Source organism: Azorhizobium caulinodans ORS 571 (assembly GCF_000010525.1).
GTDB lineage: Bacteria > Pseudomonadota > Alphaproteobacteria > Rhizobiales > Xanthobacteraceae > Azorhizobium > Azorhizobium caulinodans.
On record NC_009937.1, the window covers coordinates 5120923 to 5144312 of the forward strand.

The window sequence follows — 23390 nt, forward strand, 5'->3', positions numbered from 1 at the left end:
GTCAGCTCCGTCCCGCCACCAGCGCGAGGGCCGCGCCGGGGTCCAGCCGCCCGTCATAGAGCGCCCGGCCGGTGATGGCGCCGGCAAGCTTCTTCGCGCGCGGCTCCAGAAGAGCCTCCACGTCCGCCAGAGAGGCGAGGCCGCCGGAGGCGATGACGGGGATGGACACCGCATCCGCCAGCGCGATGGTGGCGTCCATGTTGAGGCCCTTCAGGAGGCCGTCGCGGGCGATGTCGGTGTAGATGATGGCGGAGACGCCGGCATCCTCGAAGCGGCGGGCAATGTCCACCGCCGGCAGGTTCGAGGTCTCGGCCCAGCCCTGCACGGCCACATTGCCGTCGCGGGCATCGAGCCCGACCACTACGCGGCCGGGATGGGCCTTGGCGGCGGCCTTCACGAAGTCCGGATCGCGCACGGCGGCGGTGCCGAGGATGACGCGGGTGACGCCCTTCTCCAGCCAGCCGTCCACCGTCTTCATGTCGCGGATGCCGCCGCCGAGCTGCACCGGGATGGAGACCGTCTCAAGGATGCGGTCCACGGCGGCCGCATTCACCGGATGGCCGGCGAAGGCGCCGTTGAGGTCCACGAGATGCAGATAGCGGAAGCCCAGCGCCTCGAACTCGCCGGCCTGGCTGGCGGGGTCGCGGTTGAACACGGTGGCCCGGTCCATGTCGCCCTGCTCCAGGCGCACGGCGAGGCCGTCCTTCAGATCGATGGCGGGAAAGAGGATCACGGGCGCCACTTCAGGAAATTGGCGAGAAGCGCGAGGCCGAGCTTCTGGCTCTTCTCGGGATGGAACTGGGTGCCGGCCACATTGTCGCGGGCGACGGCGGCGGTGATGGTGCCGGCATAGTCGGTGGTCGCGAGAAGGTCCGCCGGATCGGCGAGCTTGAAGGCATAGGAATGCACGAAATAGGCGTGCAGCCCGTCCGGTCCGAGCGGGATGCCCTCCAGCAGGGCATGCGCGCGGGCCGGCTGGAGCGTGTTCCAGCCCATGTGCGGGATCTTGAGATCGGGATCGGACGGGGTGATGCGGTCCACCTCGCCCTTGATCCAGCCGAGGCCGGCGGTGACGCCATGCTCCAGCCCGCGCTCGGCCAGCAATTGCAGGCCGACGCAGATGCCGAGGAACGGACGGCCCCGCCCGTGCACCGCTTCCTCGAGCGCCGCCACCATGCCGGGCACGGCGTCGAGGCCGCGGCGGCAGTCGGCGAAGGCGCCGACACCCGGCAGCACCACCCGGTCGGCGGCGCGGACCACGTCCGGATCGCTGGTCACGACAATGCGCTCGCCCCCGGTGTCGAGGGCGGCGCGTTCAATGGCCTTGGCTGCGGAATGCAGGTTTCCGGAGCCGTAATCGACGATGGCAACAGTCATGGGGCATAAGGCTCCGAGAAGGAGCCGATCACCGGACCCGGCTGCGACGGCGCGCGCCCGGTCCTTGGGGTGGAAGGGGGAACAGCGGACGAGCCCGCGCCACGGGCGGCTGGCGGCGTCCACTCCGAGAAGAAGCGCAGCTCGGCTTCGGCCTGATCCCGGCCGACGACGCAGCCCGCTTCCTCATAGCCGAGCCACAGAAGCTTGCGGATGCGCATGGACGGCAGTTCCAGCGCGATGAGCACATGGAAGCCGACCATCACCGCCGTCTCGACGCTCTCCCGCAGGCCGAAGCGCAGTTCGGCCACCGCGAGCATCACCGAGACGATCACGTAAGCAGCGAAAACGAGCCACAGCCGGTAGCGCAGCAGCACGAACGGCGCGAGGAAGAGCGCGGCCCAAGAGAAGCGCTCGCGCACGAAGACGACGCGCTCGGCCGCGCGCAGGGGCGTATCGCCCGCGTCGGTCTTGGTCAGAACCGTCCAGCTGGCCATGCCGCCTCCTCAGCCGCCAAGGGCGCCCTTGGTGGAGGGGATTTCCCCCGCCGCCGCCGGATCGATGGCCACCGCGGCACGCAGCGCCCGGGCGAGGCCCTTGAAGCAGCTTTCCGCAATGTGGTGGGCGTTGTCGCCGTAGAGCGTCTCCACGTGCAGCGTCACGCCCGCGTTGGAGGCAAACGCCTGGAAGAACTCCCGCACCAGCTCGGTGTCAAACTCCCCGATCTTGCCCACCTTGAACTCGGTGCGGAAGACGAGGAAGGGCCGGCCGGAAATGTCGAGCGCGACGCGGGTCAGCGTCTCGTCCATGGGCAGGTGCAGGTCGGCATAGCGGGTGATGCCGCGCATGTCGCCGAGCGCGCGCCGGATCGCCTGCCCGAGCACGATGCCCACGTCTTCCGTGGTATGGTGGAAATCCACGTGCAGGTCGCCCTTGGCCTCCACTTCTAGATCGAAGCGGGCATGGCGGGCGAGCAGATCGAGCATATGGTCGAAGAAACCGATGCCCGTGGCAATGCTGGCGCGGCCCGTGCCGTCCAGATTGACGGCAAGGCGCACCTTGGTTTCCTTGGTCTCGCGGACGATCTCGGCCTGACGCATGGAAGTCCTCTTGGAGACGGCCCCGCGCCAGAGGATCGCGCACTCGATCCAGAAGGCCGCCGGTCCATCCCGTCGCAAAGAGCTGGCGTGCGGTTCCCCGACCGGTCGGACGATCGCACCCCAAGGCCGCGCCTTCTAGCAGGTACGGTGCTGCAACGCCATATGGCGGCCATGTGACAGCCGCATGCGAGCGCCGCGCCCCGGGCCCGCTCAGGACATCGCCCGGCGGTCTGTCAACAAACCATCCCCTGCCGGTGCCGAAGGCGAGCCCAGCATGCCCACATCACCGTCACCAGAACGATGAGGAGCGGGCCACTCGGGATCTGCGGCCAATTGAAATGGGACATGGCCAGATCCCGCCCGGCACAGACCACGACCTGAATGCCGGCCACGGTGAGCAGCACTGGCAGCGGCAAGCAGCGCCCGTTCTCCCCTTCGACGACGGGCATTCGTCTGTAGAGGCTGGTGAACAGTACGATCAACACCAGTTCAAGAGCCGCCTTGCTCCCCATGATGGTGCCAGTCGTGTGAGAGCCCCAGGTCTCCACATATGCGCCCATGACGGCGTTCGACACCGTCGTACTCAGGAATGGAGGCCACAGAAGAGCCGAAACGGACAGCAGGCTCGGGACCCGGGTGGAACCGGCGCCGGCCAGAAGCAGATTTGCGTAAACGATGAGAGCCACGGCTGCCGCGATGAAGACGCCGACGGTCAGGCCATCGCGGACAGAGAGGGCCCCGATCCGGAACATCTCGGCCGTCGTGAGGAAGCTTGAGGGCGCAAGGAGGAGCGTCGGGGCGACCAGCAACACCCAGTATCCGGCTCCGGCGCAGGGAAGCCGGATATGGCCGGACACCCAGGCGAGGAGCGCGGTCACGCCCACGCAGCACGACACCGCGACCGGCACGAACGCGCCCGCCGTCTCATCGACCATCCCCATCGCCTGAAGCGCTTCGGCGATGCCTTGGGCCTGCATGGCGGAAAGGGCGAGCGCCAGAACAACGACCACCCGCCACAGCCGCACGGCGTTGCGATCCGAAGCCGCCTGCCACCGGACCAAGCCCGGAAAGATCAGGCGGCCAAATTCAAGCCACGACAGAACCGCATACAGCGGAACGGCACCAAGGGCGAAGATGGACAGGCGCGCCATGCCCTGGTCGAGGCCGCCGTCGGGTCCCGCCACGCGCGCCACGGCGTCGGGATCGAGTCCCGGCAGGGGAATGAGATACCCGAGGGCGAAAAGCAGCAGGACGGCAATGAGCTCTGCGACGGCGCGCACGACAGCCCTCCTTCGGGACCTGAGGGAAGGACACGGGCCTTGCCCAATCCCTGCAGGTCGATGGCATCAGCAAAGACAACGCTCGATGTCGCGAACGGGTCCGCCGCAGAACACCCACACCTTTTCTCCGGCAGGTGACCACAATCCCGCTTGCCCCGTTTCGCGCCTGCGGAAAATGCCTAAAGTCTCGACCGTAGCCGGGGAGCAACGGGGCGGATGCGGGTTCTCTATTTCACGATCGTGCCGCTGATGGACGACAGCAACGGCGGCAACATGTGCTGCCGGAACCACGTCCGGCGCCTGTCGCAGGACCCCGACATTGAATTGTTCGTCCTGTGGGCCGGCGAGCCCGCCCACGTGGCCGGAACCGCTGCATTCCTCGCCGAGATCGGCGTTCCCTTCGAGACGGTGGCCTTCGAGGAGGGCGACGCCCACCCCCGCGACGGCAGCCCGGCGGCACTCGCGGAATATGCGGAAGTCCGCGCCTATCACCACCCTTGGGAATTGCGGGCCCTCAACCAGCACCATGTTCAGGAGGCGGCGGACCGCATGATCGCTGCCCAAGGCATCGATTGCGTGGTCGCCGATTATCTCCAGAGCGCGCTGTTCGTGGACCTCGGCCGGCGGGACGTGCGCACGGCGCTGGTGACGCTCAACCGCGAGGACAGTTTCTACCGCGATCTCATCTCGCTTGGCCTCACCCCCCACCCACCGGAAGCTGCCGAGATCAGCCATCGTCGGCTCGTAGCATTCGAGCGTGCCACCTATGCGCGCGTCGGAAAGGTCATCGCCATCGGGCCCCCGGACATGCCGACCGGCGAGGTCCGCTCCCCTCCGGCATACATCACGCCCTATTTCGATCCGCGTCCCGAGCCATGGCGTCATTCGGGAACACGCAACTGCCTGTTCGTCGGGAATATCGGCCACTACCCCAACCGTCTGGCGGCGAACTGGCTGACTCGCGAACTGGCGCCTCGGCTGCACGGGATCGCACCCGATATCCGGATCACCATCGTCGGCGCGACGCCCGACCAGATCCCGCCGGAGGATCGGCATCCCAATCTCGAATGCCTTGGCATCGCCGACGCTGCGACGGTGGAAGCCCTGATGCGGACGGCCGATCTGATGCTGTGCCCGGTGGAAAACGACTATGGGGTGAAATTCAAGGCGGTGCAGGCGCTGTCCTATGGAATCCCTTTGCTCGCCTCCCGCCAGACCATGTGCGGCTTCCCCCACCTCCGAAATCTCCCCGTCATCGATCTCGATCGGCCCGAGGAGGCAGCCGCAGTGATCCGCCATCTCCTTTCGGTGCCGGAGACGCTGAAGGCCGTGCAACAGCGCCAGACCGCCCATCAGGCGGCCTTCATCGCCAGCCAGAGCGACGTCTGGTCGCGCACGCTGCGCGAGATACCTGCCTGAAACGCCTTTCGAGGAGGGGAGTGGCATGGCAGATTTCGCGACCGGCAGCGGGCTGAAGATCGCCTATGACATCGCAGGCAGCGGCGCGCCGCTGCTGCTGATCGGGGGGCTCTCGGCGGATCGGCCTTTCTGGGGCCTGGCCCGGCCACACCTCTCCGCCTTCCGCACGCTCGCCTTCGACAATCGCGACATCGGCGCCAGCGACCGCGCCACCGGACCCTATACGCCAGCCGACATGGCGCGCGATGCGCTGGCGGCAATGGATGCGGCGGGGATCGCACGCGCCCACGTGCTCGGCCATTCGCTGGGCGGCGTCATCGCGCAGGAGCTGGCGCTGCTGGCGCCCGAGCGGGTGGACCGGCTGGTGCTCGCCTGCGCCTTCGCCCGCTGCGATCTCTATGTGCGCGAACTCATCCGCCTGCTCAAACGGCTGCGGACAGAACTGGCGGATCCGGAGACCTATGTTGCGGCGCTCGCCACCTTCACCCTCGGGCGTACATTCCTTGAGGCCAACAGCCTCTGCGATATCGCCCGCGCCACCGTCGGGCTGGGTACCCTTCAGGAAGCTGCCGCCTTCAACCGGCAGGCGGACGCGAGCCTCCTCACTGACACACTCGGCCGGCTCGGCGGCATCACCGCCCCGACGCTGGTGATCTCGACCCAGGATGACCGGTTCTTTGCGGACCCTTTCGCGCAGGAGATGGCCGCCGCCATTCCCGGCGCGGTGAAGCGCGACATGCCGGGCATCGGCCATTGCCCGATGATCGAGGCCCCCACCGCCTTCGCCGCGCTGGTGCGGGACTTCCTCGCGACCTGAGGCTCAGCGCCCCTGCCAGTGGCCGGGCGTATAGCTCCAGATGACCACGCCCCGGATGGCATAGGACGGCCCGACCCAGGTGGCGCCCGTATCGGCGGGTGCAGCGTCCGCAAGGCGGGTGCGTTGCGGCGCCTTGGGCGGCGGCGGGCTCTTGGACGTGTCCGAAGCGGGCGTCGCCGGCTGGGTCTGCGTGGGCGGCGGCGCAGGATCGTCCGCATGCGCGGCCAAAGGCGCAACGGAGGGGATCGCAGCCAGCAGCGCGAGCCGGAACAGGCGGGTCGTCCGAGGGATCATCACGGCGCCTCCCCATATGGGATAAGCACTCAGGCTAACGCCGATCGCGGCGCGCCTCAACGGGAGGTTTCGCGCACGCCCGCCAGCAGCACACCGCCGAGCGCGAAGAAGGCAAGCAGCACCGAAATGCCGGCCTTCTGGCTGGCGGCAAGCCCCGTCACCAGCGCCACCAGCGTCGGCGCGGCAAAGGAGGTGAGCCGGCCCGACAAAGCGAAGAGGCCGAAAAATTCGCCCAGATGCTCCGGCGGGGCGAGGCGGGCCAGAACCGTGCGCGAGGCCGCTTGCAAGGGGCCGGCCACAAGGCCGATGAGGAGGCCGAGGCCCAGATAGAACTTTTCCGGGACGGTCCCGAAGAGCCCGCTGCCGGGAGCTGTCGGCACGAGGCCGAAGAAGAGCGCGTCCTTCGACAGGCTGAGGATGCCGAAGGCGGCGAAGAACAAAGCGCCGAGCGAGAGCAGCACCACCCGCCGCCCGCCGATGCGGTCATCGAGCCAGCCGCCGAGCAGCGCGCCGAAGATGCCGGTGACGAGGATGAGGATGCCGAAGGTGCCGATCTGCACCGAGCCCCAGCCGAACGTGCCCGCCGCATAGATGCCGCCCAGCGAGAACAGCCCCACCATGCCGTCCGTATAGATCATGTTGGCGATGAGGAAGCGGGCGAGATTGGGCTGCCCCTTCAGGCGGCTGAAGAGGGTGCGCAGATCTTTCAGCCCGCCCCGGACGGCGGCGGCAAGCGGCAGACCGCGCGGCCGGTCGGGCGTGAAGAGGAACATCGGCGTCACGAGGACAAGGAACCAGAGCGCGCAGAGCGGCCCCGTGATGCGGTCACCCTCACGGGCGGCAGCATCGAGCCCCAGCGCGGGCGGGCGGCCGGCGAGCGTCAGGCCGGTGTCCGGGCTGGTGGCGAAGAAGACGAGGACGAGGGCGAGCGCGATGAGGCCGCCCACATAGCCCGCCGCCCAGCCGAGGCCCGAGAGGCGGCCCAGCCGGTCGGGCGGCACGAGACCCGGCATCATGGCATTGTTGAACGTGATGGCGCACTCGGCGCCCACCGTCGCGAGCACGAAGGCTAAGAGGATGAAGGGCACCCGGCTCTCGTCGCCCGGCGCCGCAAACCACAGCGCCGCACTGCCCGCCGCCAGCATGAGCCCGCAGATGGCGATCCATGGCTTGCGCCGCCCACCCGCGTCCGCCACCGCGCCCAGGATGGGGGAGGCGAGCGCGATGATGAAGCCGGCGAGCCCGGTGGCGAAGCCCCACGCTTCCTGTCCGCGCGCCGGATCGCTCATCACCGCCGAGGCGAAATAGGGAGCGAAGATGAAGGTGGTGACGAGGCTGAAGAAGGGCTGGCAGGCGGGATCGAACAGCACCCATCCCGTGACGGCGAGGCGGGATGCGGGACGGGCAGGGACGGAGGGGGAGAGCGGCGCGGTCATCGCGCGCGACACTGGCATTGCCGGCCGGTGGAGGGAAGCCGGTCCCGGCCGTCGTCCCCGCACCGAAGAAGGCGCGGGGACGACGATGAACCGGGATCGGAGCCGGGATCAGGCGCGGGCGAGATCGCCCAGGAGGTTCGCCGCCAGCGTGAGCTTGGAGAGCGATAGGCCGGAGGTGGTGATGTCCTGCACCGTGGCGCGGATGCGTTCCACGTCGCGGCGCCGGCTGTCCACGAAGGCTTCGAGCCCCTCTGCCCCCGTGCCGCCGCCCACCAGCACCTCGCCGGTCATCTGGCGGATGAAGGTTTCGAGCTGCCCGAGCGCCCGGTCGAGGGCGAGACGGTCGTAATAATCCGGCGCCGAGATGGCCTTGGCGGCGGTCACGATGTCGTCGATGGCGAAATAGCGACCCACCGCGAAGAAGGTGGGTGCGGCCTCGTCCAGCGCCCGGCCGGTGCGCTCCGCCAGCAGCGCGATGTCGGAGGCCGCCGCCAGCGCGGGCAGAACGGCGATCTCGGCGGCCAGCGCCTCGGGCACGCCCTGCTGCACCAGTTCCGCAATGTGGCGGTCGCGGCCCGCCCGCCAGATCTCCGGCAGGCTGGTATCGAGCGCGCCGACGACGGAGGCGACCGCCTTGCCGTAGCGCTCCACCACGCTGGCGATGCCCACGGAAAGGTTGGCGTAGCGCAGGAACCAGATGGTCCGGCCGATCATCAGATCCTGGATGGCGCGGTAGAGGCCCAACTGCACCTCGCCATCCACCTTGTTATCGAGCGCATCGATGGCGGCATTGATGCGCGGCAGGCCGTAGATGTCGCGCACCGCCACGAAGGCACGGGCGATGGCGGCGACATCCGCACCCGTCTGGTCGGAGATGCGGGCAAGGCAGGTCGGGCCGCCCTGATTGATCAGCGCGTTGGCAAGGCCGGTGGCGATGATCTCCCGCCGCAGACGGTGGGTGGCGATGGCCTGCGGGAAGCGGGCCCGCAGGGCCGGCGGGAAATAGGTCATCAGCTCGTCGGCGAGATACGGGTCGTCCGGCACCTCGGAAGCGAGCAGGTCGCTGTAGAGCGAGAGCTTGCCATAGGCGAGGAGCACGGCGAGTTCCGGCCGCGTCAGGCCCTCGTTGCGGTTGCGCCGCTCGCGCAGGTCCGCGTCGGAGGGCAGATACTCCACGCTGCGGTCGAGTTCGCCGCGCATTTCCAGTGTCTGCATCATGCGCTGCTGGAAGGCCATGTCCTCCGTACCACGCCGCTCGGCCAAAGAAATCGCGAGCGGTTGCAGATAGTTGTTGCGCAGCACGAGGTGCGAAACGTCGTCCGTCATGTCGGCGAGAAGCTGGGCGCGGTCGGGGGCGCTCAGCACGCCCTCGGCCACCGGGGTCGAGAGGGCGATCTTGATGTTCACCTCCACATCCGAGGTGTTCACGCCCGCCGAATTGTCGATGGCGTCGGTATTGAGCTTCACGCCCTTGCGCGCCGCCTCGATGCGCCCGCGCTGGGTCATGCCGAGGTTCGCGCCCTCGCCCACCACCTTGGCCCGCAGGTCGGCGGCGCAGATGCGGATGGCGTCGTTGGCACGGTCGCCCACCTGCGCATCGGTTTCGAGGCTCGAGCGCACATAGGTGCCGATGCCGCCGAACCAGAGCAGGTCCACCTCCGCCTTCAGGATGGCGGTCATCACCTCATTGGGCGCCGCTTCCGCCTTGTCGAGGCCGAGCACGGCCCGCACCTCGGGCGAGAGGGGAATGCGCTTGGCGCTGCGGGGGAAGACGCCACCACCGGCAGAGATCAGCTTGGCGTCATAATCCTCCCACGAGGAACGCGGCAGGTTGAACAGCCGCTGGCGCTCCGCATGGGCCACCGCCGGATCAGAATTGGGATCGAGGAAAATGTGGCGGTGGTCGAAGGCGGCCACCAGCTTGATGGCCTTCGACAGCAGCATGCCATTGCCGAACACGTCGCCGGACATGTCGCCGACGCCCGCCACCGTCACCGGCGTCGTCTGGATGTCCACGTTGCGCTCGCGGAAGTGGCGTTTTACCGCCTCCCAGGCGCCGCGTGCGGTAATGCCCATGGCCTTGTGGTCGTAGCCGACGGACCCGCCGGAGGCGAAGGCATCGTCCAGCCAGAAGCCATGGCGCTGGGAGATGCCGTTGGCCGTATCGGAGAAGGTGGCCGTGCCCTTGTCGGCGGCAACCACGAGATAGGGGTCGTCGCCATCGAGCCGCACCACCTGCGGCGGGTGGACGACGGCGCCACCCTTCAGATTGTCGGTGAGGTCGAGCAGGCTGGAGACGAAGATCTCGTAGGCCGCGACGCCCTCCGCCTGGATGGCATCGCGCGAGCCGCCCTGCGGCAGGAGCTTGGGCACGAAGCCGCCCTTGGCGCCCACCGGCACGATGACCGCATTCTTCACCTGCTGCGCCTTCACGAGGCCCAGTACCTCGGTGCGGAAATCCTGCGGCCGGTCCGACCAGCGCAGGCCGCCGCGCGCCACCTGACCGAAGCGCAGATGCACGCCCTCGACGCGGGGCGAATAGACGAACACCTCATAGAGCGGACGCGGCAGGGGCAGGCCCTCCACCTTCGCGCTCTCATATTTGATGGCGATGGCGGTCTTGGCCCGCCCCTCGGCATCGCGCTGGTAGAAGGTGGTGCGCAGCGCCGCGTCCACCAGATTGACGAAGCGGCGCAGGATGCGGTCCTCGTCGAGGCTGGAGACGTCGGCCAGCGCCGCCTCGATGGCCTCGCGCAAGGGCGCCTCGCGGGCCTGCCGCGCCTCGGGGGAGGCGTCGCGGGCGGGATCGAAACGCACGTGGAACAGGCGGACGATCTTTTCCGCGAGCGCCGCGTGGCGGTTCAGCGTGGTCCAGAGATAGTCCTGCGAGAAGGCGATGCCCGCCTGCCGCAGATAGCGGGCCAGCGCCCGCACCAGCGCCACGTCGCGCCAGTTGAGCGCGGTATCCAGCACGAGAGCGTTGAAGCCGTCATTCTCCGCCGTGCCGCGCAGCACGGCGGTGAGCAGGTCTTCCAGCCGCTCGCCGGAGCCGCCCATCTCGATGGCGCGGCCGTCCGAGCGCTCAAGGCTCATCTCATGCACCCAGCTCCGGGTGGCGGCGGAGGCGCCTGACCCGATGCGGGCGGTGGTCTCGATGCGATAGGTGCGCTCGTCGATGGCCTTGAGGCCCATGTTCTCCAGCGTCGGCACCCGCTGGGAGAGCGGCAGCGGCCGGCCGAAGGAGATGAGGCGCAGGGAGATACGGGTCTGGAGGTCGCCGGGGCGACGGAAGAAATCGAGGGCGATGGGCCGCTCGGCGGAGAGGCGCTCCAGCCGGGCGATGTCCTCCACCGCCGTCTGCACCGGATAGGCGGCCACATAGCCGGCATCGAAGGCCGAGCCGTAACGCTCGGCCAGGGCCTGTGCCTCGGCGCTGCCATGGGTGGCGCGCAGCGCCTCGCCGAGACGGTCGGACCAGGACAGGGCAAGGCGCGCGATCTCGCGCTCCAGGTCGACGCGGTTGATTTCCGGCGTGCGGCCTTCCTGACGGCCGATGATGTAGCGCACGCGGGTCAGCGGCAGGTCGGCGAGGAAGGTGGGCTCCACCTCCTCCACGGCGCCACCGAACACCTGGCTGAGATAGGCCCCCACGCTCTGGCGCAGCGCCGCGTCGAAGCGCTCGCGCGGTACATAGACCAGCACCGAAACGAAGCGGTCGAACGGATCGGAGCGCGGCAGCACCCGCACGCGCGGGCGGTCATAGAGCGAGAGGATGACGACCGCATAGGCCTGAAGCGTATCGGCGTCGATCTGGAACAGTTCGTCGCGGGGATAGGTCTCCAGAACCGTCGCCAGCGCCTTGCCGGAATGGGTGTCCAGATCGAACCCGGCCCAGACCAGCACCGCCTCCGCCTTGTTGCGCAGATAGGGGATCTGCATCACCGAATGGGTGTAGGCGGTGGCGGTGAAGAGACCGATGATGCGCAGCTCGCCGGTGAGCTTGCCCTCGCCGTCATGGATCTTCACGCCGATATAATCGAGCGGCGCCCGGCGATGGACGCGCGAGCGGATGCTGGACTTGGTGATGATGAGGGGCTGACCGCCGGGCTGGAACTGCCGCATGTCCGGCGTCGTCACCACCGGATCGGCGCCGAGGCGCAGCTCATGCACCTGCGGATCGCGCAGCACGCCGAGACCGCTGTCGGGAATGGCCTCAAGCCCGCCCTCGGCGGTGAGCGCATAGCCGCGCACGCCGAGGAAGATGAAATTGTCGGCCACCAGCCATTCGATGAGATCCGCCGCCTCCTCGCGGTCGATCTCCGAATAGGGCCACTTCTCCCGCCGGTAGGTCTTGGAGACATCGTGGACCCGCGCCCGCATGGCGAGGAAATCGCGATTGGCGGCGCGCACGTCGCTGAGGACGCCGAGCAGGGCCTCCTTCAGATCGGCCTCCGCCGCCGGGCTGCCGAGGGCGGGAATATGCAGATGGATCAGGCTCTCGCGGGCCAGGCCCCGGGTGCCCGCCGCCACGAGATCGGTCTCGATCCCCGTGACGGCATCGCCGACGCCGCGCTCCAGCGCGAAGATGGGATGGACCGCGAGGCGCAGTTCCAGACCACGATCCGCCAGTTCGCAGGCCAGCGAATCGAACAGGAAGGTCATGTCGTCATTCACCGCCTCGATGACGGTGACCGGCGGATGACCGGGCAGGCTCGGCGTGAAGACGTGGACGTCACTGGTGCCGGGCTTGTGGGCGACGAGATGCGCCCAGGACGTGCGGGCGAGGGCCGCAAGCGCCTCGGGCAGCAGGGCTTCCACGTCCTCCGGGGCGGCGGCGCCGAACAGCTGGCGGGTGAAGGCTTCCGGAATGCCCGCGCCCTCGGTCTTGAGCAGACTGACAGCGAGCGACAGACGCGCCTTGGACCCGAACGACGCATCCGAGCCCTGGCTTCCCTGGATATTCATCACGACACTCCCCGGGGGCTTTCGCCGGCCCCCTCTCTGCGCGATCCTCGTCCCCACCGGGAGGCTCCGGGTGTGACGCCGGGGAACGACGAAATCATGACGAGGTGGCCCCTCATGGCAAAAAAGACCACGACCGCCGCAAAACTAAGCACGCCTGACAAAGGCGTTGAAAAGCCAAACAACTTAAGCGCCACGCCCAAAAAAGCGTCAAGCGGGAAACGGTTCCAAAATACCGCAACGCAGCATCCGGAACGGAAGCAAGCCGCCTTGCGCGGCACCGCATCCAAGGCCGCCGGTGTCCCCGCCGCTGAGCCCGTGATCGCTCTCGACCTGCCCATGGCGCCGCTCGACGCGCCGACCCAGGCCTATTTCGACAAGTGCGTGGAGAAGATCGGTTTCGTGCCGAACGTGCTGAAGGCCTATGCCTTCGATCTGGCCAAGCTCGGCGCCTTTTCGGCGATGTACAACGACCTCATGCTGGCGCCCTCCGGCCTCTCCAAACTGGAGCGGGAGATGATCGCGGTGGCGGTCTCGGCGGTGAACCGCTGCTATTACTGCCTCACCGCCCACGGCGCGGCGGTGCGTGCGCTCTCCGGCACACCGGAGCTGGGCGAGCAGATCCTCATGAACTACCGCGCCGCCCGTCTCGATGCCCGCCAGAGGGCGATCCTCGATTTCGCGGTGAAGCTCACCGAGACCCCGCATCTCGTGGAGGAGCCCGACCGCACCGCTCTGCGTGACGCCGGCCTGTCCGAGCGCGACATCTGGGACGTCGCGGCGGTAGCGGCCTTCTTCAACATGTCGAACCGGGTGGCCAGCGCCACCGACATGCGGCCGAACCCGGAATATCACGCGCAGGCCCGTTGAGCGCGACCGGCGCGCCCTGCTGAGTTCACTCTCAGGGAGGGCGCACCGCAGGACGCGGGGGCGCGCGTCATGCTATATCCGTTTGAATATAGCTATGGACCCTCCGCCATGCGCGCCTTCTCCGCCGTCGCGATCTTCGCCCTGCTTCTGGCTTCACCATTCCGCGTCCCCGCCCACGCCGCAGGCGAAGGCTGCGCCGCAGCCGCCTGGTCGCTGGAGGCGGACGGCGCGCGCTTCCGAGCAGCCGATCTTGCGCACGTGCCCTCGGGCCGCCTGCTGGAGCAGCCCCTGCCGCTCGCCTTCGCGCTCGACCTCGCCCCCTCCGAACGCGCCGGGCTCCCCGTCGCCCCGGAGCGGACGGGCGAAGGCGGCGCGGCCGGTTATGTCCGCCTGCCGGCACCGACCGCTGACGGGCTGCTTCAGGTGACCCTCGACCAACCCGCCTGGATCGACCTGATCGCCGGTGGCATGCCGCTCAAGGCGGTCGCTTTCACCGGCGTCCGCGACTGCCCGCTGGCGCGCAAGAGCGTGCGCTTTGCCGTCGCCGCCGGTGCGCCACTGGTGCTCCAGATCAGCGGTACACAGGCCGCCAGTGTGAAGCTCTCCATTTCGCTGCTGCCTGCGATCAAATGAGAAGCGAGGCCCCGTAACGCACTGCGGCATCCACACGACGTGTGCGGCGCTCCGGAATCTATCAAACGTTCTTATTTCTGCCTTTGGTCTATTGACGAAGGCCGTTCTTACCGTGCTACGGTCGGCTCCTATAAGCGCCGCAAAAGGCGCACCGGAGGAAAACGCCAGACCCCGCTCACGGCAGTGCAACGTGGACGGCTGGCCGAACGCAAGAGAGGCGCCCGTGGCGATTGCGGACACTGTCTCAGACGTGCCCTATATCGTTGAAGCATCTGGTCTCACGAAAGAATTCAAGGGGTTCACGGCCGTCAAGAACGTGAACCTCAGGATCCGTCGCAACACCATTCACGCCCTCATCGGGCCGAATGGCGCCGGCAAGACCACCTGCTTCAACCTGATCACCAAATTCCTTGAGCCGACGCGCGGGACCATCCGGCTGAACGGCCGCGACATCACCCGCACCAAGCCCGCGGACGTGGCGCGGCTCGGCATGGTGCGCTCGTTCCAGATCTCCGCCACCTTCGGCCATCTCACGGTGCTGGAGAACGTGCGCGTGGCGCTGCAGCGCAAGCTCGGCACCTCCTTCCATTTCTGGGCGTCCGAGACCTCGCTCGACGCGCTGAACGACCGCGCCATGGAACTGCTGGAGGAGGTGGGCCTCTCCTCCTATGCCCGGCATCTGGCCGTGGAACTGCCCTATGGCCGCAAGCGTGCGCTGGAGATCGCCACCACGCTGGCGCTCGATCCGGAGATGCTGCTGCTGGACGAACCCACCTCCGGCATGGGCCGCGAGGACATCGCCCGCACCGCCGACCTCATCAAGCGCGTGTCCGCCCAGCGCACCGTGCTGATGGTGGAGCACAATCTCTCCGTGGTCGCGGACCTCTCCGACACCATCACCGTGCTCGCCCGCGGCGAGATCCTGACCGAGGGACCCTATTCGGAGGTCTCCAAGAATCCGCAGGTGGTGGAAGCCTACATGGGCACGGGACACGGACATGGCTGAGGCGCTGCTCAAGGTCGACGATCTGCACGGCCACTATGGCGAGAGCCATGTGCTGCACGGCATGAGCTTCGAGGTGCATCCGGGCGAAGTGGTGACGCTGCTTGGCCGCAACGGTGCCGGCAAGACCACCACCATGCGCGCCATCATGGGCCTCCTGCGCAAGCGCGCCGGCTCGATCGTCTATGAAGGCACCGAGACGGTGGGCCTCCAGCCCAACAAGATCGCCCGCCTCGGCATCGCGCTCTGCCCCGAGGAGCGCGGCATCTTCGCCAGCCTCAACGTGCGGGAAAACCTGCTTCTGCCACCGGTGGTGAAGCCCGGCGGCCTCTCCGTGGACGAGATCCACGAACTCTTCCCCCGCCTGCACGAGCGACGGAACAGCCAGGGCACCAAGCTTTCCGGCGGCGAGCAGCAGATGCTGGCCATCGCCCGCATCCTGCGCACGGGGGCGAAATTCCTGCTGCTGGACGAACCCACGGAAGGGCTCGCCCCGGTGATCGTGCAGCACATCGGTGAAATCATCCGTACGCTGAAGACACGCGGCTTCACCGTGCTTCTGGTGGAACAGAACTTCCACTTCGCCTCCACTGTCGCCGACCGCCACTATGTGGTCGAGCACGGGCGCGTGGTGGACATGGTGCCCAACGACAAGATCGCAGAGAACGCGGCACGTCTGGAAGCCTTCCTCGGCGTCTGAAGCCGGGGATTTCGTACAGCGACAAGCCGGGAAATTCCGGCAGGAGGAAACACAATGCGTCTTGCAGCCACGCTCCTGGCCGCCGGCAGCCTCTTGGCCGCCGGTGTGGCTCAGGCCCAGAGCCCCTCTGCTCCCCTCGCCGTCAAGATCGGCGTGCTCAACGACCAGTCGGGCCTCTATGCCGACCTCGGCGGCCCCGGCTCGGTCTGGGCCGCCAAGAAGGCGGTGTCCGACTTCATGGCGACGCCCGCCGGCAAGAACCTGAAGGTGGAGGTCGTGTTCGCCGATCACCAGAACAAGGCGGACGTCGGCACCGCCATCGCCCGCCAGTGGTTCGACGTGGACGGCGTGGACGTGATCCTCGACGTGCCGAACTCCGGCGTGGCGCTGGCCGTCAATCAGGTGGCCAAGGAAAAGAACAAGGTCTTCATCAATTCCGGCGCGGCGGCGTCCGACCTCACCGGCAAGGCCTGCACGCCCAACACCGTGCACTGGACCTATGACACCTGGGCGCTGGCCAACGGCACCGGCAAGGCCATCACCAAGAACGGCGGCGACACCTGGTTCTTCATCACCGCCGATTATGCCTTCGGCCATGCGCTGGAGCGCGACACCGCCGCGGTGGTGAACGCCAATGGCGGCAAGGTGCTGGGGCAGGTGCGCGTACCGCTCAACAATGCGGACTTCTCGTCCTTCCTGCTGCAGGCCCAGTCCTCCAAGGCCAAGGTGATCGGTCTCGCCAATGCCGGCGGCGACACCATCAACTCCATCAAGCAGGCGGCGGAATACGGCATCGTCGAAGGCGGGCAGAAGCTAGCCGGCCTGCTGATCTTCCTCTCCGACGTCAATTCCCTGGGCCTCAAGACCGCGCAGGGCCTGACCCTGACGGAAGCCTGGTACTGGGACATGAATGACGACAACCGCGCCTTCGCGAAGGAGTTCGCTGCGGCGAACCGCGGCGTGCATCCCACCATGGTGCATGCGGGCGTCTATTCCGGCACGCTGCACTATCTGAAGGCGGTGGCCGCGCTCGGCGCGGACAAGGACGGCGCCGCCGTGGTGGCGAAGATGAAGGAGATCCCCACCGACGACAAACTGTTCGGCAAGGGCGAGATCCGCGCCGACGGCCGCCAGATCCACCCCATGTATCTGTTCGAGGTGAAGAAGCCGTCGGAGTCCAAGTACCCCTACGACTACTACACCCTGAAGGCGACCATCCCGGCCAACGAGGCCTTCCGCCCGCTCAGCGAGAGCGAGTGCCCGCTGGTCAAGAAGAGCTGACGCACTGAAGGTGCCGGCCGCGCGCCGGCACCGCCCGGAACGGTGATCACGGGATCAGCGGCTGCGTCACGCACCGCTCATTCCACCGCTCCAGCACCTTTTTCGCGGGGCCGCATGCATGCGGCCCCATCCGACCGCACTCCGTGTCCGGATCTGAGACCGACCCCATGTTCGAGCTCCTCGGCATCGCGCCGCAAGCTTTGTTCGGCCAGCTGCTGCTGGGCCTCATCAATGGCGCCTTCTATGCCATTCTGAGCCTCGGCCTCGCGGTCATCTTCGGCTTGCTGAACGTCATCAATTTCACCCACGGCGCGCAGTACATGATGGGCGCCTTCGGCGCCTGGATGCTGCTGAACTATGTCGGCATACCCTTCTGGGGGGCGCTGGTCCTCGCCCCCATCGCGGTGGCGGCGATCGGCATGGTCATCGAGCGCACGCTGCTGCGGCGGCTCTACCATCTCGATCACCTCTACGGCCTGCTGCTCACCTTCGGCCTCGCCCTCATCATCGAGGGGCTGTTCCGCCGGCAGTACGGCTCCTCGGGCCTGCCCTACAACAATCCCCTGCCCGGCGGCACCAATCTGGGCTTCATGTTCCTGCCGAACTACCGTGCCTTCGTGGTGGTGTTCTCGCTGGTGATCTGCCTCGTGACCTGGTTCGTCATCGAGCGCACCAAGCTCGGTTCGTACCTGCGCGCCGCCACCGAGCGGCCGGATCTGGTGCAGGCCTTCGGCATCGACGTGCCGCGCATGATCACGCTCACCTACGGCTTCGGCGTCGGTCTTGCCGCGCTCGCCGGCGTGCTGGCCGCCCCCGCCTATCAGGTGAGCCCCACCATGGGCTCCAATCTCATCATCGTGGTGTTCGCGGTGGTGGTGATCGGCGGCATGGGCTCGATCATGGGCGCCATCGTCACCGGCTTCGGCCTCGGCCTCGTGGAGGGCCTCACCAAGGTCTTCTATCCGGAGGCCTCGTCCACCGTCATCTTCGTCATCATGGCCATCGTGCTTCTCGTGAAGCCGGCCGGCCTGTTCGGCACGGTCAAGTGAGGGCGTCATGAGCACTTCTTCCGCACCCGCCGCCCTCCCCGGCACCGCAGCGCGCGGCGGGGTCGGCCGCGTGGTCTTCGCGCTCGTGGCCATCGCCGTGCTGCTGGTGGCCCCGCTGGTGGTCTATCCCGTCTTCCTCATGAAGGTGCTCTGCTTCGCGCTCTTCGCCTGCGCCTTCAACCTGCTGCTCGGCTATGTGGGCCTCCTGTCCTTCGGCCATGCCATGTTCTTCGGCGGAGCCGGCTACATCTGCGCCCATGCGGTGAAGGTGTGGGGCCTCTCGACGGAACTCGGCATCCTTTGCGGCGTGCTGTTCGCCGCGCTGCTGGGGCTGATCACCGGCGCGCTCGCCATCCGCCGCCTCGGCATCTACTTCGCCATGGTGACGCTGGCGCTGGCGCAGATGTTCTTCTTTTTCTGCCTCCAGGCCAAGTTCACCGGTGGCGAGGACGGCCTTCAGGGCGTGCCGCGCCGGGCGGTGTTCGGCCTCATCGACATCACCAAGGACATCAACCTCTATTACGTGGTGCTGGCCATCTTCCTGATCGGCTTCGGCATCATCTATCGCACCATCCACTCGCCCTTCGGGCAGGTGCTGAAAGCCATCCGCGAGAATGAGCCGCGTGCCATCTCTCTCGGCTACCGGGTGAGCCAGTACAAGCTGCTGGCGTTCGTGCTCTCGGCGGCGCTGGCGGGGCTGGCGGGGTCCACCAAGGCCATCGTTTTCCAGCTCGCCTCCCTCACCGACGTCGCCTGGCAGATGTCGGGCGAGGTGGTGCTGATGACGCTGGTGGGCGGCATGGGCACCGTGCTCGGCCCGGTGGTCGGCGCCGGCATCATCGTGACCATGCAGAACTATCTCGCCGGCTTCGGCGAATGGGTGCTGGTCATCCAGGGCCTGATCTTCGTGCTGGTGGTCTCGGTGTTCCGGCGCGGCCTCGTGGGCGAGCTGCTGGCGCTGGTCAACCGCCAGAAGCCGGCCGCCGGAGGTGGCGGGCACTGAGCGCCCGCCGCACCGGTCACGGTGCGGGCGTCGGGACGGCCGCGGCCAGCGCGTCCATGCGCGCCCGCTCCTTGCGGAAGGCATCCGCAAGATCGCCCTGGAGAATGCGCCCGCCCGCGAGCTTCACGCGGGTGGGGTCCGCATAGTGGCCGTTGATCCGCAGTTCGTAATAAAGATGCGGGCCGGTGGACAGGCCGGTGGAGCCCACATAGGCGATCACCTGCCCCTGCCGCACCCGCTGGCCAACCTTCAGGCCCGACGGGAAGCCCTCCACATGGGCATAGGTGGTCTCGTAGCCGCCATCGTGCCGCACGCGCACATATTTGCCGTAGCCCCACTCGTAATCGATCTTCTCGACCACGCCCGCCCCCGCCGCCACGATGGGCGAGCCGGCGGGACCGGTATAGTCCACGCCATTGTGGAAGCGGCGGTCGTGCAGGATGGGGTGGATGCGCCAGCCGAAGCCGTCATTGAGCCGGCCGGCCGCGAAGGGCTTGCGCAGCAGCATCTTCGTCACCGAATGGCCATCGGAATCGTAATAGTCCGTCGCCCCATCGTCCGCGGTCCGGAAGCGGTAATAGCGGCGCTCCTTGCCGTCGGCCTTCAGGCGCACGAAGGCGATGTCCTGCTGGAAGGCTTCCGGCCGGTTGTCGTTGCGGTCCGGCGGACCATAGACAAGATCGATGCTGTCCTCCGCCCCGAGCGGCGCGTCGAGGTCCACGTCGTGCTCCGCGAGGCGCAGGATGGCCTCCACCATGCCCTCGTCCACCACATGGGCGTCGGCCAGCTTGTAGAGCCCGTCGCGGATGGAGAGGCCGTCGATGAGGGACGGGTCCACCTCGCCATCGGCCAATGCGGTGGGGGTAACGGGCGGGGCATCGGGCATCGGCACATAGGCGCCGGCATCGGTGGCCACGAGGCGGGCCACCGGCTTTCCGGCGCGGGCGAGGCTCGCCTTGATCGGACGCGGCGGACGGGCGCTTTCCTCCCCCTTCGGCTCGGAGAGCACCAGTTCCTCGCCGCCCGCGAAGGCCGGCTTGCCGGCCATGGCCGCCTTGCGCAGGGCGGTCGCCAGCACCTGCGCATCCTCGCTGTCGAGGCCCGCGGCGCGCAGCATGTCCTCGGGCGCATCGCCGGGCTTGGCGACGAGGACCCGGTCCACTGTCGCCGGCTCATGCGGATGCTTGGCGAGGACGGACACATTCACCGGCTCGCCGATGGCGGTGAGATCGTCCTCGAACATGGCAAGGCTGGGGGCCGGAGGTCCTTCCTGGGGCGGCGGAGCAGGCGTCGGAGGCGGAGGCACCGAGGCGCCAGTGAGGATTTCGGGCGGCAGATGACTCGGCGGAGGCGGAGGCGGCGCGAAGCCGAGAGCGGTCGGCGGTGGCGGAGGCGCCGTATTCGGGTGGCGGGCCATGGCCTCCAGCGCCGCCGCGGCGGCAGCCTGGGCTTCCGCCACCCGCGAATGGGCGGCCTTCAGCCCCGCGCGCCGCGCGCTGGCCACCGCATGGGCGGACATGTTGGCCGCCATGGGCGGCGGCACATCGGCACCCGCATCGGGCAGCTCGCCGTCTTCCGCCGGCAGGGGCGGGCGGGGACGGGGCGCCGGCGGCTGGTCGGCGGCGGCGGCCACCACCGTCGCAAGCTTGGTCGCCACATGCACGAAGGCGTGCATGCCCGAGGCGGTGAGCTGCTCCACTTTCACTTCGCGCTTCAGCGCCGAGGCATCGGCGCGGGCTTGCTGGGTGTGCAGGCGGTCGCCGCGCGGCTTCTCGACGCCGGAGCGCCGACCCGCCAGCACCGGCCGCACCACATGCCGGCTGTCGCGGGTGATGGAGGCGAAGAGCGCCCCGCACATGAGCGCGAGCGCCACGCCGCCCATGAGGCCGGTGGCGGAGAGCCAGCGCCGGTTGAAACGCGCCCGCGCGGGACGCGAGCCGGCCTCGCCATGCTCCGCGCCATCGAGGCCGAGGGGCGGCGCCTCATAGGAGAGGTCGGCTTTCAGGAAGACGGCGGCTGTCACGCGGGCACGGCTCCTGGCACCGGCCGGCGATGGTCCAGGCCGGCAGGGCGCAGCATGCGCCGCCTCAGACGCTGGATGGATCGCGGCATGCCTCGGCGTCTCCCTTGCCAGCCCCCTTGCGAGGCGCGCGACCTCTCCTTGCGGATTTGCACGCCATGTACCGGACAGGCCATCGTAATGTGGCGGCCTTGGGGCTTCCGCAGCGGCTGCCGTAGCGGTACAACGCCTTGGAAATGAAGGAGAACGCCATGAGCTGGATGCCGTCATCGGACCCCGTGCTGGGCGATCCCCATTCCTGCGACAAGCTCGACCTCGTGATCGTGCCCCGGGTGCGCGACCTCGGTGACGGTTTCGCGGTCCGACGGGCCCTGCCGCACGGCAAGCGGCAGATGGTCGGCCCATTCATCTTCTTCGACCAGATGGGCCCGGTGCAGTTCCTGCCCGGCCATGGGCTGGACGTGCGGCCGCATCCGCATATCGGCCTTGCCACCGTCACCTATCTGTTCGACGGCCGTATCCTGCACAAGGACAGCGAGGGCAATGCGCTGGAGATCACGCCCGGCGCCATGAACCTCATGACCGCCGGACGCGGCATCGCCCATTCCGAGCGCTCGCCGCTGGAGGCGCGCACGGGCACGCAGACCATGGCCGGCATCCAGAGCTGGATCGCCTTGCCCGCCGCGCAGGAGGAGATCGATCCCTCCTTCCAGCATTTCTCGGCCTCCACCCTGCCCACGGTGGAGGATTGCGGCATCAGCGCCCGCATCATCGCCGGCTCCGCCTTCGGCGTGCGCTCGCCGGTGCGCACCGCCTCCGAATGGCTCTATGCGGAAGTCTGCCTCGATGCCGCCGCGCAGATCCCGCTTGATCCCGATACGGAGGAGCGGGGTGTCTATGTGGCGGAGGGCGAGGTGGAAGTGGCCGGCGACGTGTTCGAGGGGCCGCGCCTCCTCATCTTCCGGCCCGGCGACCGCATCACCATCCGCGCCACCCGCAATTCCCGCCTGATGCTGCTGGGCGGCACGGCGCTGGAAGGGCCGCGCTACATCTGGTGGAACTTCGTGTCCTCCCGCAAGGAACGCATCGAACAGGCCAAGGAAGACTGGAAGCAGGGCCGGTTCGCCACAGTGCCGGACGAGAGCGAGTTCATCCCCCTGCCGGAATGAACGCGAAAGTAAGAAATCTGAACTGAACAAAGCAGTCGCACGCGCGATGAAAATCGGATCTTTTCCACTTACGATTGTGGATGATGTGCATGACGACAAAAGGCAGCCATTGAAACAGCAACAGTCATTGCCGCCCGGCCTGCATCTAATTCATTGATTTTGAAAGATTTATTTTCTGTTTGGCGTAGCGACTGACCATCTACATATCGCGCGGACCAACCGATGAGCCCCCCAAATATGGGTTTGACGGCGGCGTTAGACTCGCAATAGCGTCGCGGCCATCACTTCTTCGAGTGATTTGGGCACAACTGTCAGTCTCCTTCTCGACCCTCGCCTTCCAACCGCCGCATTTCGGCGATGGTCGCAGGAAGAGGAGCTGGGCTCTTTCCCGGCCCGGAGACCGTTATGATGGTTTGTCCGTTGAACACTCCCGTGCGGGTGCGTGCCTATGTGCGCTTCCGCTTCGGGAAGTGGGAGAGCGTCTGCTCTCACTGCCGTGGACTGCCCCGTCACTGACTGGACAGCCCACAGCGAGACACCGGCTAGGGCATAGATTTGAGCGTCCAACCCTAGGCGGACATGGGGAGCGCCGGCCGTACGGCCGGCGCTTTTCATGGGCAAACGCCCACTGAACTCACTTTACCCCGAATGACGCGCCTCGCAATCGACTTATCTTGAAATCCACGTCGTCTTCGGTGCGGTGCCCTGTCTCCGCTCCACTTACTTTAGGCTGGTCTTCCCAAAGGAGAGACGGCCATGACCGAGACATCGAACGACGCCCAGCCCCCGGTGCCCGTCCATCCGGAGGAACTGAAAGCGACCTGGGAGCTCAACCTCGGCAAGCTCCATATGGCGGCCAGCGCCCGCTGCACGCCCGCCGGCATCGTCGCGGCTGGCGTCGTCGCGACCGCCATTCTGCTGGCGACCCGAGCCCTCATCCGCGCCCGGCGGCCCTGAAATCATCGCTCCGTTCAAGGTGG

The 23390-nt window shown here is 67.8% G+C and carries 20 protein-coding genes; 11 read left to right on the forward strand and 9 right to left on the reverse strand.

Annotated features, from left to right (window positions below; all coding sequences use genetic code 11):
• Window position 1 precedes the first annotated feature (1 nt).
• The 5 genes from hisA to AZC_RS23085 form a co-directional block, all read right to left on the reverse strand.
• Window positions 2-733 carry a 1-(5-phosphoribosyl)-5-[(5-phosphoribosylamino)methylideneamino]imidazole-4-carboxamide isomerase gene (gene hisA, locus AZC_RS23065; RefSeq protein WP_012173018.1) on the reverse strand — a complete coding sequence of 244 codons (732 nt, stop codon included), beginning with the start codon at window positions 731-733 and terminating at the stop codon, window positions 2-4.
• A complete protein-coding gene (gene hisH / locus AZC_RS23070; protein WP_012173019.1) occupies window positions 730-1377 on the reverse strand; it encodes an imidazole glycerol phosphate synthase subunit HisH in 648 nt (215 codons plus the stop codon). Before hisH ends, hisA begins: the two co-directional genes overlap by 4 nt.
• A complete protein-coding gene (locus AZC_RS23075; RefSeq protein WP_012173020.1) occupies window positions 1374-1871 on the reverse strand; it encodes a DUF2628 domain-containing protein in 498 nt (165 codons plus the stop codon). The genes hisH and AZC_RS23075 overlap by 4 nt, the downstream gene beginning before the upstream one ends.
• A gap of 9 nt (window positions 1872-1880) precedes the next feature.
• Window positions 1881-2474, reverse strand: a complete 594-nt coding sequence (gene hisB, locus AZC_RS23080; RefSeq protein ID WP_012173021.1) for an imidazoleglycerol-phosphate dehydratase HisB — start codon at window positions 2472-2474, stop codon at window positions 1881-1883.
• A gap of 233 nt (window positions 2475-2707) precedes the next feature.
• Window positions 2708-3754 (reverse strand): hypothetical protein, encoded by a 1047-nt coding sequence (locus tag AZC_RS23085; RefSeq protein WP_012173022.1) that lies wholly within the window; start codon window positions 3752-3754, stop codon window positions 2708-2710.
• A gap of 216 nt (window positions 3755-3970) precedes the next feature.
• On the opposite strand from AZC_RS23085, the gene AZC_RS23090 reads away from it, so the two are divergent.
• Both AZC_RS23090 and AZC_RS23095 read left to right on the forward strand, forming a co-directional pair.
• Window positions 3971-5173, forward strand: a complete 1203-nt coding sequence (locus AZC_RS23090) for a glycosyltransferase (RefSeq protein ID WP_012173023.1) — start codon at window positions 3971-3973, stop codon at window positions 5171-5173.
• Window positions 5174-5198: 25 nt separating this feature from the next.
• Window positions 5199-5990: an alpha/beta fold hydrolase gene (locus tag AZC_RS23095; RefSeq protein ID WP_012173024.1), complete on the forward strand. Its 792-nt coding sequence runs from the start codon at window positions 5199-5201 to the stop codon at window positions 5988-5990.
• A 3-nt stretch (window positions 5991-5993) separates the two neighbouring features.
• On the opposite strand, the gene AZC_RS23100 is transcribed toward AZC_RS23095, so the two are convergent.
• The 3 genes from AZC_RS23100 to AZC_RS23110 all read right to left on the reverse strand — a co-directional run bounded on the left by AZC_RS23100 (window position 5994) and on the right by AZC_RS23110 (window position 12685).
• Window positions 5994-6284, reverse strand: a complete 291-nt coding sequence (locus AZC_RS23100) for a hypothetical protein (protein WP_043879788.1) — start codon at window positions 6282-6284, stop codon at window positions 5994-5996.
• A gap of 56 nt (window positions 6285-6340) precedes the next feature.
• Window positions 6341-7720, reverse strand: a complete 1380-nt coding sequence (locus AZC_RS23105; protein ID WP_043879789.1) for an MFS transporter — start codon at window positions 7718-7720, stop codon at window positions 6341-6343.
• A gap of 108 nt (window positions 7721-7828) precedes the next feature.
• Entirely contained in the window at window positions 7829-12685 is a 4857-nt protein-coding gene (locus tag AZC_RS23110) for an NAD-glutamate dehydrogenase (RefSeq protein WP_043879790.1), read from the reverse strand.
• 336 nt (window positions 12686-13021) lie between these two features.
• Here AZC_RS23110 and AZC_RS23115 point away from each other — a divergent pair, with 336 nt between their 5' ends.
• The 7 genes from AZC_RS23115 to AZC_RS23145 all read left to right on the forward strand — a co-directional run bounded on the left by AZC_RS23115 (window position 13022) and on the right by AZC_RS23145 (window position 19221).
• Window positions 13022-13552, forward strand: coding sequence for a peroxidase-related enzyme (locus tag AZC_RS23115; protein WP_043880653.1), 531 nt, complete (start codon window positions 13022-13024; stop codon window positions 13550-13552).
• Window positions 13553-13621: 69 nt separating this feature from the next.
• Entirely contained in the window at window positions 13622-14185 is a 564-nt protein-coding gene (locus tag AZC_RS23120) for a hypothetical protein (RefSeq protein ID WP_012173029.1), read from the forward strand.
• Window positions 14186-14435: 250 nt separating this feature from the next.
• Complete coding sequence (locus tag AZC_RS23125; protein ID WP_043880655.1) at window positions 14436-15191, forward strand: ABC transporter ATP-binding protein; 756 nt, start codon at window positions 14436-14438, stop codon at window positions 15189-15191.
• On the forward strand, window positions 15184-15888 hold the full coding sequence (locus tag AZC_RS23130; RefSeq protein ID WP_012173031.1) for an ABC transporter ATP-binding protein: 705 nt from the start codon (window positions 15184-15186) through the stop codon (window positions 15886-15888). The genes AZC_RS23125 and AZC_RS23130 overlap by 8 nt, the downstream gene beginning before the upstream one ends.
• 54 nt (window positions 15889-15942) lie before the next feature.
• On the forward strand, window positions 15943-17169 hold the full coding sequence (locus AZC_RS23135; protein ID WP_012173032.1) for an ABC transporter substrate-binding protein: 1227 nt from the start codon (window positions 15943-15945) through the stop codon (window positions 17167-17169).
• Between the two features lie 167 nt (window positions 17170-17336).
• Window positions 17337-18218, forward strand: coding sequence for a branched-chain amino acid ABC transporter permease (locus AZC_RS23140; RefSeq protein WP_012173033.1), 882 nt, complete (start codon window positions 17337-17339; stop codon window positions 18216-18218).
• A gap of 7 nt (window positions 18219-18225) precedes the next feature.
• The gene (locus AZC_RS23145) at window positions 18226-19221 is read left to right on the forward strand and encodes a branched-chain amino acid ABC transporter permease (RefSeq protein WP_012173034.1); all 996 of its coding nucleotides are present in this window, start codon (window positions 18226-18228) and stop codon (window positions 19219-19221) included.
• 16 nt (window positions 19222-19237) lie between these two features.
• On the opposite strand, the gene AZC_RS24605 is transcribed toward AZC_RS23145, so the two are convergent.
• Complete coding sequence (locus tag AZC_RS24605) at window positions 19238-21244, reverse strand: M23 family metallopeptidase (RefSeq protein ID WP_012173035.1); 2007 nt, start codon at window positions 21242-21244, stop codon at window positions 19238-19240.
• Between the two features lie 248 nt (window positions 21245-21492).
• Between AZC_RS24605 and AZC_RS23155 the strand changes: the two genes are divergently transcribed.
• Together AZC_RS23155 and AZC_RS23160 are read left to right on the forward strand one after the other, a co-directional pair.
• Window positions 21493-22410: a pirin family protein gene (locus AZC_RS23155; RefSeq protein ID WP_012173036.1), complete on the forward strand. Its 918-nt coding sequence runs from the start codon at window positions 21493-21495 to the stop codon at window positions 22408-22410.
• 756 nt (window positions 22411-23166) lie between these two features.
• Window positions 23167-23367 (forward strand): hypothetical protein, encoded by a 201-nt coding sequence (locus tag AZC_RS23160; protein WP_012173037.1) that lies wholly within the window; start codon window positions 23167-23169, stop codon window positions 23365-23367.
• Window positions 23368-23390 lie beyond the last annotated feature (23 nt).